The following is a 13714-nucleotide window of genomic DNA, read 5'->3' on the forward strand; positions in this document are numbered from 1 at the left end:
AAAGACTGGAAGTGTTCCAAAGATGCTGTAGGTATTTAGAGAATCGCATTAAACTCTTCGTTGCATTACCAATAGATAATTTAAATCGAATTAAGCTTAAAGGTGAAATAGATGCGATTGGGACAGTTACAGGATCCCCTCAAAAATACCATTCAACTGAAATTGCAAATAAAGCTTAGTATTCTTCTTTTATCTCACAGCTATAATGATATCTAGGAAGAGTCAGGAATTTTTTTTACTGAAGTCTGATAGCCACAATTCAAGCTGATCGGCTGGCAACGGCTTTGAAAATCGATAGCCCTGTACAAATTCACAACCACAGGACTCAGCTAAATCCATTTCATTGTCCGTTTCAACTCCTTCAGCAACTAACTCTAATGACATGCTTCGGCCTAGGGCAACAATCGCACGCACAATCTCAATGTTTACTGGTTCACTTTCAATATGTCGGATGAATGATTGATCTATTTTCAGACGGTCAATTGGGAATTTATTAAGATAACTAAGGTTTGAAAATCCCGTGCCAAAATCATCAATAGCAAGTTTGACACCAAAATCATGCAGTTCTTGTAAAGGAATAAGCACTGAACCTACATCATGCATGCACACACTTTCAGTCAGTTCTAGTTCCAAATGTTCTGGCTGAATACCACTCTCAATAACGATAGATTTAACCATTTCACAGAAATCGGATTGATAAAACTGCATAGCAGAAATATTCACTGACATGCACATTGGCTCTAGACCACTCCTCATCCAAATCACTTGTTGTCTGCAGGCTTCTTCAATGACCCATTTTCCGATAGGTACAATTAGTCCTGATTCCTCTATAAGTTCAATAAAATGTATTGGAGGTAATAATCCTCGCAGTGGATGTCGCCAGCGAATCAAAGCCTCGTTACCGACAACCTTCCCTGATGATAGCAATACTTGTGGCTGATAGTACAACTCAAACTCGTTGCGTTCTAAAGCCATACGAAGGTCTGTTTCGAGTGTCATTCTTTCGTATGAGTATAAATTCATACCTGTAACATAATGGCGATAAGCATTTCGACCACTGCGCTTGGCTTCATACATTGCGGCATCTGCTTTCACCAATAGACCAGCAGACTTGTCATCATCGCTCGGACACATAGCAGACCCAATGCTCACTGTGATAAACACTTCGCGCCCCATGACTCGCAAAGGCTGTTTCATCGAATCAAGAATGCGATTACATAAAACATCTAGGTCAGCCTGACTCTTCACATTGTCCAGAAGGATGGTGAACTCATCACCAGATAAGCGTGCAACCGTTTCACTCTCTCTTGCACATTCAATTAAACGCTCTGAGACTGCAATGAGTAGCTCATCGCCAAAACTGTGACCCATCGAGTCGTTAAAATGCTTAAATTTGTCCAAGTCAATAAATAGCAGCCCAACTTGGCTTTGTTGACGTTCGGATTGAATGATCGCCATATTTAATCGATCTAGAAAAAGAACTCGGTTGGGCAGTTTAGTCAGTTGATCAAAGTGTGCCAGTTTAAATAGATTGGCTTGCTTGCGCTGTGTAATCTCGGTTAATAAATTATGGCCATTAGCGATACCAAGGTATTGACCTTCATCAGTCGCAATAAATCCACTTACCATATGCTGCATCCCAGCATCGACGATGATTCTGGCAATATCGTCTATCGAAGTTTCCTTATCAACAATCACTGGTGTTTTATTCATGAAATCAGCAATAGTTTTCTTTGCGTTAAGTTCTTTTGCATAAGGCCTAATAAAGGTTTCGACAAAAGAATTGCGTTCTACAATGCCTACTGGATGGTTAAGATGATTGACGACAGGAACAGCAAAGAGCGAGGGCTGCTTCTGGAATAATTCAAGAACTAACAAACAAAGTGTATGTTCATCGATAGGAGGTACATTATTAAGCAGACGTATTACTGTTGGATTATCATCAAGTCTATTTAACCATGCTTGATTGAAAAGATTGAGTGATGATTCGTTTATGGGCGCTTTAGAACCATTATCAGAAGAAATCGAATGTTGAATACGAATAGCTGTAAGTAGGCCGCTAGGATTTTCCGAAGTGGGTAACATTTGTCGATCCCTGATAATTGATTAGAATTTAACTCTCGCAGTAACAGCAACTAAACAGAATTAGCCTAAGCATCAAAAATGAAGGGTATCTTCAAACTTAGTTGTAATTAACAAATTCTGCTGGTGCGGTATGATTGCATGAGGTGTTATTTTCTAAGATCGGAAATAACATATGAAAAGCATTCAAATCACAAATTCAAAGTACTTCTGCAGAGGAGCAGTAGCAGTTGTCCGCTAAATCCGAGATAGCCTCTAATTTTTGCTACAACTTATACGAAAAGTGTTTGTTTCTTTGGCGCTTGGCTAAACTTAGCCTAGTATTGTGAAGCGTAAAATCTTCAAGTAATTGACTAGAGAATTTGAGGCTATAGTCATGCTCGGTCAAATAAGCTTTCTGTTGATAAAGATTAGACACATCGTTTGTGGGATCCAAATTTGAATTCAAGCTCCTGATATAGTAGGCAATCGTATTATCAGCTTTTAACCAAGCCACACCATTGGCAATCCATTTATCCTCAGCCACCTGATAAAAAACCTTAAACTGAATATAATCAATATCGTATTTGACTAGTTTGAAAACTAGCTTAGTGGGAGTATGCATAACTTTGCTTAATGAGCTAAATCTTGCAGCCAATAACTATAGTAATCAATTATACACATTAATAAAATGTCACTTAATATTGGTTGTCATGAAGCATACAGTCAAAAAGAAATCTATTAGCTAGTTTGATTTCTCACTATTAATCTATTGGGGATAATCATGTCACTAATTTCCAACAGCATAGTGAGGCAATAAAGTGACTACTGATACCCTCAAAGTATTGTTAATACTTGCATAAAGTGTTCCGTGACTCGATATCGTTGGCGTGATCTTTGGAATACAACTAACAACAGGTAGCTTTGTTATTGGTGAGGCTTGTGAAAGTGGTGCAGATACGATTTATGAACTCGGTAAACTGCGATGAAGATTAATGTCTGATAACTGTATGGTCTACTTGTGAAATTAGACGTCAATTTACTCGCTTGAAATCATTACTTCGACTTGAGCAATTAATTCATGCGCTGGCATACTTAATCCTTCAGCCACTTTGATAATGGTAGATAAGCTCGGCTGCTGATCCCCAAGCTCTAGAATGCTGATATAAGTTCTTCTCAAGTAAGCCTTTTCCGCTAAAAGCTCCTGTGACAATCCAGCTTCTTTTCTAAGCCTTCTAACTACGATTCCAAATGCTTTAGCAGCGTCCAATTATTTCCTCCAGTTATAGGAGAAATACTGGAGCTGAGATATGATTCAAGCCACCCACAGTTATAGGAATTAATTTCGTGGGATGAATTTAATTAATAACAACACAATATTTACTGGAAGGTTGATTTTGAAAAATACATTAGTCGCAGTACTAGTCCTTTTGGCTGCTATAACTTGTTCAGTAGAAAGCGCTTATGCTGGTCAAGTTTGTAATATGCAACTAAATAAGACAATTTCTTCAGTAATTGAATGCAATAAAACTAACCTTGAAGCTAGAAAATTAGATTTCATAGAGACCGCAAGTAATAATCCAAATGAATATAGTCGGGAACATGCAAAACGCATGATAAACATGATAGAAGGATGGCTGGACAGTAGAACTCAGTTGCTTGCAGAGGTTCGCACTCATTCCATAAATTCAGTAAATGCAAAAGAAAATTTGCTCAAAATGATGGAGCGTGAGAATCAGGCCGAAAATAAACTTTTTGAAATTGAACAAGAGTACTTACAATCTAGAATGAAGTCATTAGAAAGCCCATCAGTTTCAGTACCAACAACTCAAAAAAATTTAGATATCACATGCGAGCAGCAGCATGAATTTATTAGTTCATCTGGTCCATCGGTAAGATGTAGGCAATATTAGTAATAACTACTTTAATAAATGGCTTGGGATGATTTAGGGAGTTTTGGTTGTGGTCAAATGCCAGATGATGAACCTTGGATTCTGTTGTGCCACGACTTAGCCAAAAAGTACCTGCTCCATGCTTGTGGTAACCCTCCTGACGAATGTGAGCTTGGAACATTCTGGCTGGATCATGACTTAGGTTCGTATCCTAGCTTTGGCCTTTATCGTGAATATTCAACTTGGGATTCAGATCTATACTTTTCTAAATGTGAAAATGCTTTGGAGAAGTTTAATTCTGCTGTTGACTGGCGTGCGATTAAACCTGAGTTTGATGATGAAGAGGAAGCTTGAATGAGTGAAGCCTGTATTGAGTATCAAGGAAAGATCGAACTCATGGCGGTGACTGGATGCCACCGTTCAGCTAGTGATGATGAGGTCATGATGTTCGGCATCTGGAAAAAGAAAGATAACACCAACGAGAAAGTATGTTGGAAGTTTGACCATATAATTTTTATCTATACGAACGACACAGCCATAAAATTCCAACCTACTGATCTAAAGATTGATTGTGACGCAGTTGAATCTACTCAAGGTTAATTAAAGTAACACGCTTATTTATCATCAAGATTGGCGCAGGCACTAGTGTTGCTAAAGTACATAAATTCAGTGAAAGTCATGCTTGTTAATTTATACGCATAAGTCGAGTTATCAAGCCATATTAAAGCCCTTACCTTGCCCACCACTTATTATTTTTATAGCTTTGTTTCTAGCATTGCTTTTGTGGATCAATCCAAAATATTAAACCGCGCCAACAGACAATTCACAAAAATTCGCTTTTGATAGATGGTTTGCGCTTGCACTTGATTTGAGGAGATAAACAACCTGTCACAATTAACATTCACAATATGATTGTTCGGATGCAATTGTCCGCTTAATTATTGTTAGAGTCTTACTATGAAATGCCCTCACTGTGATAACAAAGTTAGCTTTTTTTCTAAAGCAATGAACAAATTTGGCAAAGTCAAATTTTGCCCCCATTGCAGTCAGAAAATTCGATTTAAGTTCGACTTAAAAACTGTTGCGCTTCTTTTCATTCCCACAGTTTTATTTTCATTTTTACTGCGTCCGTACCTTGGTGCGTTAAGTACTGCAGTACCTTTATTAGTAGTATTTTTAGTTTCAGCAAAACTTGACCCTATTAATGAAAATATTTAAATCTACCCTAACCCATCCATCAAGCGGGACGCCTAACGGCGCTCCTAAATTCAAACGTTAGGCAGAAGTAATGGGATTCATAAGAGAACGAGTGTCAAATGAAGATGCCAAGCAATATGATTTTGAGGCACTAAGGAACTTAACGTATCACAGAAATATGTTAGAACTCCAGTATAGCTGGGTAATTGATAGAGAAAGAAAAATTTTTTTCATCCATCTTGAAAGTGGTGGACCAGAGGAAACACCACGACACGCACTCTACTGGGATGGACAGTTACTTACTTTAAGACTTGAATGGACAAGTGAAGGTACTCCATATGGAAAACTCAGCACTACGTGGAGTTTGCCATATCTATTCATACCTGAAGATTTCAAGCGTAGTCGACAGGAAATATTAACTGTTTTGAAAGAAGCACTAATAGTTTATAAGTTCTATGCGTATGGAGGGCAACAGGTTGAACACTCTGCATTCTTTAACTTTTAACTATCTAATGTCTAACCCATCCATCAAGTGCGACGCCTATGGGTGGCTCCTTAATTTAAAAATTAGCCGTTAATATGCAATTCCGAATTATTTACCTTGCTGTTTGTGGCGCGATTCACGGGTTTCTTGCGGGCTTTGCTCTACCATATACTTATAGCTTGTTTCCAAGTGCAGCAATGTGGAAAGATATGATTAATGACTCAACAGGTTTTGTTTTAATCTTTGGATTATTTTTTGGTTTTGTGTTTATTGTATTATCTTTTCTGACAGCTATACTTCCCATTCTTGGTACTGTCTTTTTAGCAATGGCTTTGCATCGCTTTAAGCCTGAGTATTTAACAAACCTTCTTCCATTCCCTCTAGTTTTTACTTTATTAGTATTCGTGACTCTATCGCTAGTAATAGTTACTTTAAATCAAACGCTATTTCTCCCAAACAGTCCTCCTTTAGGTTTCTTTGTTTTAACCATGCTAAGCGCTGTATCAAGCACTTTGGGTTTGAAAATGGTAATTACAAAAAGATTGTAGGTATTAATGCTTAGTAGGGCTAATCCATCCATCAGGCGCGATGCGCTAAATCGGTTTTTAAACTCTAATGTTAGGAATTTCCTCTTATGACAGAAATTGAACCAGCAAGGTTAATTGGTAAGATTGAAAAAACACTTGAGTTAACAAGTGAGTTTGACATACCAGAATCTGGCTTTTTAGTAGGAATCAAACTGTCAATCTGTTACTTAGGTTACGATGGTGATAAAGCTGAAAACATTATTCCTCAGATTAATATATCTGAATTAAGTGGCAAGTCTAGATGGGTAATTAAACAGTGGCAGCTTCAGCAGTTTGCATCCGACTGCGAAAATAGAAACGAAGTGACTGACTTATTAAATCAGATGGAAACTTATGAGGAAGTAAGTGCGTGGATCAAACAAGAGCCATGGAGAACTCAAGAAAATTGCAATGCAAGTGATTGCTTTGATCAAGCGCTTATCGGTTTATATTCCAGCAAGTACGCAAATATGTTTATAAACAATACCGAAGATGAGTCCGCTATATTGATTAAAAATTTTTATGGCGAGTAACTTACAACAGTAAATTACGTACCTAAAATATAGCCTCCTTTCTTGATGTATGCTGAAAAATCAAGACTAAGGCACTGCCTTTTTTAGGCATCGCATATCTCTCCGACTTTCATTTGATATTACAAACCAACGACAAACCTTGCTAGATGAAAGGTTTGTTACTGCTACTTATTCATAACCTATAAGCCAACTGGACTATATCTAATAATTACGGCTGTCATGACTAAAGGGTATCTTCAACGATAAGCATCCCCAATTGTCTTTCCTAAATTAATCTTAGAGTCCTTAAATCTTAAAAATATGAATAAATCTATTCTGAATTTAGTTGCTGTGGCAGTTTTATCTACGTTAGCTACACAGGCTAATGCCTCTATCTACCACTTTACTGAATTAGCCATGCCAAATGGCACAGGTAGTGACGCTAATGCCATCAATAACTTAGGGCAGATAGCTGGGTCAGTCTATGATAATGACGGAAGTTTGCATGCAACCATATGGAGTAACTCAACAGTTACCGACCTTGGCCAAGGGGTTGGCTCTAGTCTGAACAATTTAGGTCAAGTGGCTGGATCTTACTATGCTGAAAACGCTAGTCACGCAGTAATGTGGAGCGGCGGATTAGTAACTAATTTGGGTGTGCCTCTGGCTGGGGTTTCAACCTTAGCCTCAGGAATAAGTAATTCAGGTCAAGTGATTGGTTATGCTGGGAGCAATAATGGAAATATTCACGCAACCATCTGGGATGGCAGTACAACAACAGACTTAGGTACATTGGGTGGAAGTGGTAGCATCGCTACCTCCATCAATAACCTAGGGCAAATAGTTGGATCTTCCGATACATTAGGCATGGCTGCTACTCATGCCACGCTATGGAACGGTTTAATAGCAACTGATCTTGGGACATTGGGTGGAATTAATAGTTGGGGTTTAGCAATCAATGACTCTGCGCAGGTAGTAGGTTACTCAGTGATTTCTGGAAACTCAGGAGTTCATGCTGCTTTGTGGAATGGTACAGCTGCGACTGATCTTGGAACGCTAGGTGGAACTTTCAGTCAGGCTCATGCGATCAATAATATCGGTCAAGTGGTTGGGTGGGCCAGTACAGCAGGATACGATGCTCAACATGCGACATTGTGGAGTAACGGTGTAGCTTCAGACCTTAACAGCTTTCTTGATGACGCTACTATAAATGCAGGATGGGTATTAGTTGAAGCCAATGGTATTAATGACAGCGGCTGGATTGTTGGCTCGGCTTCCAATTCTGGCCTAGGTATCAGCAGACAAGCATTTCTACTGTCAGTCACCCCAGTACCTGAACCAGAAAACTATGCAATGCTACTTACTGGATTAGGAGTGCTAGGATTTTTGGTACGTCGACGCAGAATAAATAAATCAGATTAAATGAATATCAATAGATAGTGGGGTTATCTTCCCAGCGAGTAGTGTAGCTTGGGCTTTTATTTTCTTGCTTCATTTTCCAAGGTCGCTTAAAGCCTTCACTAGCCAACTTAATAGATTCCTTTCCCATCTTAAGATTGATGTTGTCCATTGCAGTCATTAACGCTGTTGATTTTGGAGAGGTTTGTATCTGAGAAAACAAATCTGTTTGAACGCCTTCTTCTTGAACAATCTCCCCCAACATCACACCAGCCTTGGCGTAATTATAGTTAGGCTTATAGATCTGCTTTAAACCCCATAGGACGACATTAACGAGTTGCATAGTGTCGTTGGTAGGGCTGGACAATGGAATGGTCAGGCCGTTGCTATAGAATGGGTCATCTGGCTTGAATGGACTGGTTCTGATATACACATAGACTGATCCAGCAAATGATTGCTGTTTGCGCAACTTCTCTGCAGCACGACTCATGTACAGCGTGATTGATTCAGCAAGGCTATTGTAATCGCGCACTGGATAGCCAAAGCTTCTAGAGCTAATGATCTGTTTCTTGGCTGGGCTGATTTCTTCTAGTTCAATACATACCGTGCCATTCAATTCACGGATAGTCTTTTCCATAACTACGCTAAACTGTTGACGTAATCTTTCTGGATTGGCACGTTTTAAATCTAATACCGTATTGAACCCCAATGCCTGTAGCTTTGGTGCAAGTTTTCGGCCTACACCCCATATTTCTCCCACCTCTACTTGGCCGAGTAAATCCTCTAAATCTTTAGGGGACATAGTATTGAAGTTGCACACACTGTTAAACACTGGTCGTTTCTTAGCACAATGATTGGCTAGTTTTGAAAGTGTTTTAGTTGAACCAATACCCACGCATACAGGTAGCCCTGTCCATTTCAGAATACGTTTACGCATATCTTGTCCATACTGCACTAAGTCACGTGATTGAAACCCCGTTAAATCAAGAAAGGATTCATCAATGGAGTAGACTTCTTGGTCTGGGCTGTATTCCCTGAGTATGCTCATCACACGGTTGCTCATATCTGCATATAGCGCGTAGTTACTTGATAAACCAATAATGCCGTGCTGCTTTGCCAAATCTTTAAATTTAAACCAAGGCGCACCCATGCCAACACCCAAGGCTTTGACTTCATTACTTCGTGCTACCGCACAGCCATCATTGTTAGATAACACCACCACAGGCTTACCAACCAGCTTAGGATTAAACACACGTTCACAGGACACATAGAAGTTATTGACGTCTATTAGGGCGATGTTGCGAGAGACTGGTGGAACAAACATGTGATTTTCTTTCATGATTTTACTGAGGGACTATTCATGAACTACAACAGGGTTAGTTTTTGATGTCAGCGCATAATGCATACATACGAACAAGACATGTTGTCGGTTCAAAGTTTTAACTCTAGGAGAAATATTATGTGGACTACACCAGCAGCTACAGAAATGCGTTTTGGCTTTGAAGTAACAATGTACGTAATGAACAAGTAATCAGCTTCATAAGCAAAATCACAGAGCCTAGTCAGATTTGACTGGGCTTTTTTGTATGTATCGATTGTAGATTAAAACCGCCTGAATGAACCTGTTACCACACCCCATATCTCAAAATTCATTTCTTCTGTAATTTCTATGGGTGAGTATGCTCCCGTAGAGTTAGCAGGTAATAATCTGACCTTGCCCTCTTTGCTGCGGCTAAGGGTTTTAATGGTAAATTCGCCATCGAGGACGGCCAGAACAATATCCCCGATAGAAGCTATTTTAGAGCGGTCTACCACGGCTTTATCTTTAGGCAATAGGCCGACGTCCATCATTGAGTAACCTTGGATAGTGACGAAGAAAGTAGCATCCTTCTGGTCAATCAAAAACTCACTGGGGTCTAAGCGTTTTTCAACATGTTCTTCGGCTGGGCTAGGGAAACCAGCTGATACTTTAGAACTGTATAACGGTAAGTTAACTGAAAGAGTAATTAGCGCTGGCAAAGTAATCTCACCAACAATATCCATATTGCTCACTAGCTTTTTACGTTGGTAGGCTGCCAAAAAGTCTTTGATAACAGGTGTCTGACTAGCGGGAACTCGGACAACAGTTGTAGGTTCGCGGAACTTACCCGTGCCAATTCTTCTGCCAGCACCTTTGCGGTTCTTCCGAGGAGCGATTTTGTTAATATTTGAGTTTTCAGAGTGCATATAATTATTGTAACAATAATTACTGTAAAATGTATACAAAGAATTAAAAAGACTTAATTCTACCGTCCAATTTAGAGAAACACCGTTAACTCAACAACAATACTCAAGAAACAATATGAATTTATGCGCTTGTCACTAGTCAGTTTAATAGTTATTAATTAATGAGTATTGCAATGTTACCGAGTTATGTATTTCTAGACCTTGAAACTACAGGAGCAACGCCACTAAAAGATCGCATTACAGAGATTGCACTTATTCGCTTTGAAGATGGAATAGAAGTGTCACGCTGGCAAACCCTTGTTAATCCTGAAGTTGCAATCCCAGACTTTATTCAGCAACTCACTGGCATAACGAATGCTATGGTGGCGAACGCACCCACCTTTAAGCAGGTTGCTGGTGATCTATTAGATTACTTAGAAAATACGATCTTATGCGCACACAATGTGCGTTTTGATCATGGTTTTTTAAAGAGTGAATTTAAACGTATTGGCATCACTTTGCGCCAGAATGTATTATGCACAGTCAAGTTATCCAGAAAGCTATACCCACAACATCGTAGTCATGCCCTAGATGCAATTATTAGCCGACACCAATTAACTTGCCAAGCACGTCATCGCGCCATGGGTGATGTTGAAATGATGGTTGGATTTCTAAAGTCAGCAACTGAAGAGCTTGGTATTAGCAAAATACGTGAAACTGCAGAACAATTACTCAAAGGCTCAAAAAGCTTACCTTCTGGTATAGATGCAGTCCAGATTGATGACATTCCAGAAACATCAGGGGTGTATCTTTTTTTTGGTGAGAGCAGAAGTCTACCTCTGTATATTGGTAAAAGCGTCAATATTAGAGAACGAGTGCTATCTCATTTCAGTAGCGATCATGCCTCCACAAAAGAAATGCGTATTTCTCAAGAAATCACACATATCGAATGGATTGAAACTGCTGGGGAGTTCAGTGCCTTGATGCTTGAATCAAAACTCATCAAAGAGCGCCAACCAATCTATAACCGACAACTAAGACGTGAGCGTAAATTGTGTTCTTGGCGTATTGCTTCAGATGCAAACCAACATCCTTTAACCACACTTGTACAAGTTGATGAAATACAACCAGAGAAGCTAGGTCAGTTATTTGGTACATTTCGATCTAAGCGGCAGGCCATTGAGGTATTGCGTAATATCGCAGATCAACATCAATTATGTCCTAGAGTGCTTGGATTGGAAACAGGTAAAGGCGCATGTTTCGCACACCAACTTAAACGTTGCAAAGGGGTCTGTGCGAGTAAGGAATCAGCAGAACTGCATTACATCAGGCTTCAGCAAGCGATGATGTCACATCGACTTAAGACTTGGCCATTTAAAGGCAAGATTGGCATTTATGAACATCAGCAATTCAATGACAAATCAGAAATGCACATCTTTGAACATTGGGTGCACATCGGTTCTGTAAAAGATGAGTCTGAAATGCATGAGTTTAATGTCGACAACACAAGTGAGTTGCAATTTGATTTAGATACTTACAAGTTACTCATTAAAGAGATTAATAAACCAAAAGTTAAATTAGTACATTTCGACTAGCGATCTAAGAAATGTATTTACTCAGGAGTTTGAATTATCAAGCCTTGAGGGAGGCTAAATGAAAAGCGTACTTTGATTATCTCCAGACTTGGCTAGCGACGCAGCCTCACTCATTAAAAATCCACTTGGTGCTAAATTCAACATAGATTTAGCTTCATCTTGATTAGCATGTAACCAAGGCTGATATTCACTCTCGCTCAATACAACAACTGAGCGCTTTTCATCTTCTGGCTTATGAAAATGCTTCATGACTTCATGACCAGTGGCGTTAATGGTCAGCATTGAAAAAGAGAAAATGATCTCTCCAGTTTCTTTGTCTATAAAACGTTCCCAGATTGACGCTATAGCAGCTGGCTCAGAATCGGCTCTTTTTATGCGCCACCTAACAGCCTTTCCTGTTTCCCAATTTGGTTCATAAAAACTTTCTGCTAACACAAAACCGAATCGGCGTTCCTTCCATGCATTTCGGTAGCTAGGTTTTTCATGGACTGTTTCAGATCTGGCATTGTAAGTTTTTAGTCCGAACTTCTTCTTGTCAGTGGCCCAGTGGGGAACAAGACCAAACTGAGCTAACTCACAGCGCGGTTGTCCATTTTCAAGATAGACAAATGGGACTGGATAAGTCGGATAAGCTTCTGAACGCCACTCTGCGTTTGGTAGATCGCAGTTAAAGTGCTGCTTTACCCAGTTAGCGTGATGATTCTTGATTGGTTGGAAATTACTGCACATTCACTTTTAACTCAGTCATTTAATTTATTTAAAATAATGCACTTTAGTTTTTAATCGTTAGCAGGTATCTAGGACATGTGTTTAGCCTACGATAATCTTAAAGATATGAAAAGAAAAATACCTAAAATAACAAAATTGAAAGTCTGAAATGGAACAATAAATACATTCAGTTTCTTTAATCTTGCCGCTTTGTATTATCATATCCCCACAAAACAACTTAGAAAATACCATGTCAGAAGAACAAAGACGTCAGCTCCAGCAACAGCTTTGGAATATCGCAAATACATTACGTGGCAAGATGGGTGCTGACGAGTTCAGGGATTACATCTTAGGTTTTATTTTCTACAAATACCTCTCAGAAAAAATACAACGTTTTGCTGATAGTGAGTTGGCACAAGAAAATTTCAAGTTCGCTGAAATCAATGAAGCCACATCAGAAGGTCAAGCCTACATTAATGCTTTAGAGGATGCTGCAGTCAATGAACTTGGCTACTTCTTAAAGCCATCTGAAATGTTCCATGCAATTGCAATGAAAGGCAGTAACCAATTAGATTCTAACAATGAAGGTGCAAGCCATAACTTCATCTTAGGTGACTTAACTAAGATACTTAAAAACATTGAGCAAAGTACTCTTGGGACGGATAGTGCCGATGATTTCGTAAACCTATTTGAAGATCTAGATTTAACCTCATCCAAACTTGGTAAAACTGAAAAAGAGAAGAATGACCTAGTGGCTAAGGTGCTGGTACATTTGGATAAAATTGATTTCAACCTGAGTGATGCCACCGCAGATGTCTTGGGTGATGCTTATGAGTATTTAATTGGTGAGTTTGCTAGTGGTGCAGGTAAAAAAGCTGGTGAGTTCTATACACCGCAACCAGTATCAACCTTACTCGCCAAGCTAGTGACAGCGAACAATAAGAACCTCAAGAGCGTTTATGACCCAACGTGTGGCAGTGGCTCACTATTACTACGTGTAAAGCGTGAAGCAACAAACGTAGATAAAATTTATGGTCAAGATGTTGAATTGCATTAATAACTGACCCACCAATTGCATTTAAAATTGACCCACCCT

The 13714-nt window shown here is 39.2% G+C and carries 16 protein-coding genes; 10 read left to right on the forward strand and 6 right to left on the reverse strand.

The window, feature by feature from the left end; all coding sequences use genetic code 11:
• Positions 1-222: 222 nt before the first annotated feature.
• From PSU72_RS11485 to PSU72_RS11495, 3 genes are all read right to left on the reverse strand, one after another.
• On the reverse strand, positions 223-2085 hold the full coding sequence (locus PSU72_RS11485; protein WP_300432675.1) for an EAL domain-containing protein: 1863 nt from the start codon (positions 2083-2085) through the stop codon (positions 223-225).
• Positions 2086-2347: 262 nt separating this feature from the next.
• Entirely contained in the window at positions 2348-2686 is a 339-nt protein-coding gene (locus PSU72_RS11490; RefSeq protein ID WP_300432677.1) for a hypothetical protein, read from the reverse strand.
• 414 nt (positions 2687-3100) lie between these two features.
• The gene (locus tag PSU72_RS11495; RefSeq protein ID WP_300432678.1) at positions 3101-3331 is read right to left on the reverse strand and encodes a helix-turn-helix transcriptional regulator; all 231 of its coding nucleotides are present in this window, start codon (positions 3329-3331) and stop codon (positions 3101-3103) included.
• Between the two features lie 82 nt (positions 3332-3413).
• Between PSU72_RS11495 and PSU72_RS11500 the strand changes: the two genes are divergently transcribed.
• The 7 genes from PSU72_RS11500 (at position 3414) to PSU72_RS11530 (ending at position 8134) form a co-directional block, all read left to right on the forward strand.
• Positions 3414-3974 carry a hypothetical protein gene (locus PSU72_RS11500; protein WP_300432679.1) on the forward strand — a complete coding sequence of 187 codons (561 nt, stop codon included), beginning with the start codon at positions 3414-3416 and terminating at the stop codon, positions 3972-3974.
• An 18-nt stretch (positions 3975-3992) separates the two neighbouring features.
• Entirely contained in the window at positions 3993-4307 is a 315-nt protein-coding gene (locus PSU72_RS11505; protein ID WP_300432680.1) for a hypothetical protein, read from the forward strand.
• The gene (locus PSU72_RS11510; protein WP_300432682.1) at positions 4308-4553 is read left to right on the forward strand and encodes a hypothetical protein; all 246 of its coding nucleotides are present in this window, start codon (positions 4308-4310) and stop codon (positions 4551-4553) included.
• A 709-nt stretch (positions 4554-5262) separates the two neighbouring features.
• Complete coding sequence (locus PSU72_RS11515; protein WP_300432683.1) at positions 5263-5655, forward strand: hypothetical protein; 393 nt, start codon at positions 5263-5265, stop codon at positions 5653-5655.
• A gap of 74 nt (positions 5656-5729) precedes the next feature.
• Complete coding sequence (locus PSU72_RS11520; protein ID WP_300432684.1) at positions 5730-6182, forward strand: hypothetical protein; 453 nt, start codon at positions 5730-5732, stop codon at positions 6180-6182.
• Between the two features lie 86 nt (positions 6183-6268).
• On the forward strand, positions 6269-6733 hold the full coding sequence (locus PSU72_RS11525) for a hypothetical protein (protein WP_300432686.1): 465 nt from the start codon (positions 6269-6271) through the stop codon (positions 6731-6733).
• Between the two features lie 300 nt (positions 6734-7033).
• Positions 7034-8134, forward strand: a complete 1101-nt coding sequence (locus PSU72_RS11530) for a PEP-CTERM sorting domain-containing protein (protein ID WP_300432687.1) — start codon at positions 7034-7036, stop codon at positions 8132-8134.
• Between the two features lie 7 nt (positions 8135-8141).
• Here PSU72_RS11530 and PSU72_RS11535 read toward each other — a convergent pair whose 3' ends face one another.
• Entirely contained in the window at positions 8142-9449 is a 1308-nt protein-coding gene (locus PSU72_RS11535) for a Y-family DNA polymerase (RefSeq protein WP_300432688.1), read from the reverse strand.
• A gap of 120 nt (positions 9450-9569) precedes the next feature.
• Here PSU72_RS11535 and pqqA point away from each other — a divergent pair, with 120 nt between their 5' ends.
• Entirely contained in the window at positions 9570-9641 is a 72-nt protein-coding gene (gene pqqA / locus PSU72_RS11540) for a pyrroloquinoline quinone precursor peptide PqqA (RefSeq protein WP_012777389.1), read from the forward strand.
• Positions 9642-9712: 71 nt separating this feature from the next.
• Here the strand turns inward: pqqA and PSU72_RS11545 are convergent, their stop codons facing one another.
• The gene (locus PSU72_RS11545; RefSeq protein ID WP_300432689.1) at positions 9713-10336 is read right to left on the reverse strand and encodes a translesion error-prone DNA polymerase V autoproteolytic subunit; all 624 of its coding nucleotides are present in this window, start codon (positions 10334-10336) and stop codon (positions 9713-9715) included.
• A 173-nt stretch (positions 10337-10509) separates the two neighbouring features.
• Between PSU72_RS11545 and PSU72_RS11550 the strand changes: the two genes are divergently transcribed.
• The gene (locus PSU72_RS11550) at positions 10510-11910 is read left to right on the forward strand and encodes an exonuclease domain-containing protein (RefSeq protein WP_300432694.1); all 1401 of its coding nucleotides are present in this window, start codon (positions 10510-10512) and stop codon (positions 11908-11910) included.
• 54 nt (positions 11911-11964) lie between these two features.
• Here PSU72_RS11550 and PSU72_RS11555 read toward each other — a convergent pair whose 3' ends face one another.
• Positions 11965-12639 (reverse strand): SOS response-associated peptidase, encoded by a 675-nt coding sequence (locus tag PSU72_RS11555; protein WP_300432691.1) that lies wholly within the window; start codon positions 12637-12639, stop codon positions 11965-11967.
• A gap of 229 nt (positions 12640-12868) precedes the next feature.
• Between PSU72_RS11555 and PSU72_RS11560 the strand changes: the two genes are divergently transcribed.
• Entirely contained in the window at positions 12869-13675 is an 807-nt protein-coding gene (locus tag PSU72_RS11560) for an N-6 DNA methylase (protein WP_300432692.1), read from the forward strand.
• Positions 13676-13714: the final 39 nt, after the last annotated feature.

It is taken from the genome of Methylotenera sp. (genome assembly GCF_029945535.1).
Taxonomy (GTDB): Bacteria; Pseudomonadota; Gammaproteobacteria; order Burkholderiales; family Methylophilaceae; genus Methylotenera.

Bases quoted from the DNA above. Each gene is read 5' to 3' on its own strand.
- PSU72_RS11560 (WP_300432692.1), top strand. From the start codon at position 12,869: ATGTCAGAAGAACAAAGACGTCAGCTCCAGCAACAGCTTTGGAATATC.
- PSU72_RS11505 (WP_300432680.1), top strand. From the start codon at position 3,993: ATGGCTTGGGATGATTTAGGGAGTTTTGGTTGTGGTCAAATGCCAGAT.
- PSU72_RS11520 (WP_300432684.1), top strand. From the start codon at position 5,730: ATGCAATTCCGAATTATTTACCTTGCTGTTTGTGGCGCGATTCACGGG.
- PSU72_RS11550 (WP_300432694.1), top strand. From the start codon at position 10,510: ATGTTACCGAGTTATGTATTTCTAGACCTTGAAACTACAGGAGCAACG.
- PSU72_RS11490 (WP_300432677.1), bottom strand. From the start codon at position 2,686: ATGCATACTCCCACTAAGCTAGTTTTCAAACTAGTCAAATACGATATT.
- PSU72_RS11500 (WP_300432679.1), top strand. From the start codon at position 3,414: ATGAATTTAATTAATAACAACACAATATTTACTGGAAGGTTGATTTTG.
- PSU72_RS11510 (WP_300432682.1), top strand. From the start codon at position 4,308: ATGAGTGAAGCCTGTATTGAGTATCAAGGAAAGATCGAACTCATGGCG.
- PSU72_RS11525 (WP_300432686.1), top strand. From the start codon at position 6,269: ATGACAGAAATTGAACCAGCAAGGTTAATTGGTAAGATTGAAAAAACA.
- PSU72_RS11485 (WP_300432675.1), bottom strand. From the start codon at position 2,085: ATGTTACCCACTTCGGAAAATCCTAGCGGCCTACTTACAGCTATTCGT.
- PSU72_RS11535 (WP_300432688.1), bottom strand. From the start codon at position 9,449: ATGAAAGAAAATCACATGTTTGTTCCACCAGTCTCTCGCAACATCGCC.
- PSU72_RS11530 (WP_300432687.1), top strand. From the start codon at position 7,034: ATGAATAAATCTATTCTGAATTTAGTTGCTGTGGCAGTTTTATCTACG.
- PSU72_RS11555 (WP_300432691.1), bottom strand. From the start codon at position 12,639: ATGTGCAGTAATTTCCAACCAATCAAGAATCATCACGCTAACTGGGTA.
- PSU72_RS11545 (WP_300432689.1), bottom strand. From the start codon at position 10,336: ATGCACTCTGAAAACTCAAATATTAACAAAATCGCTCCTCGGAAGAAC.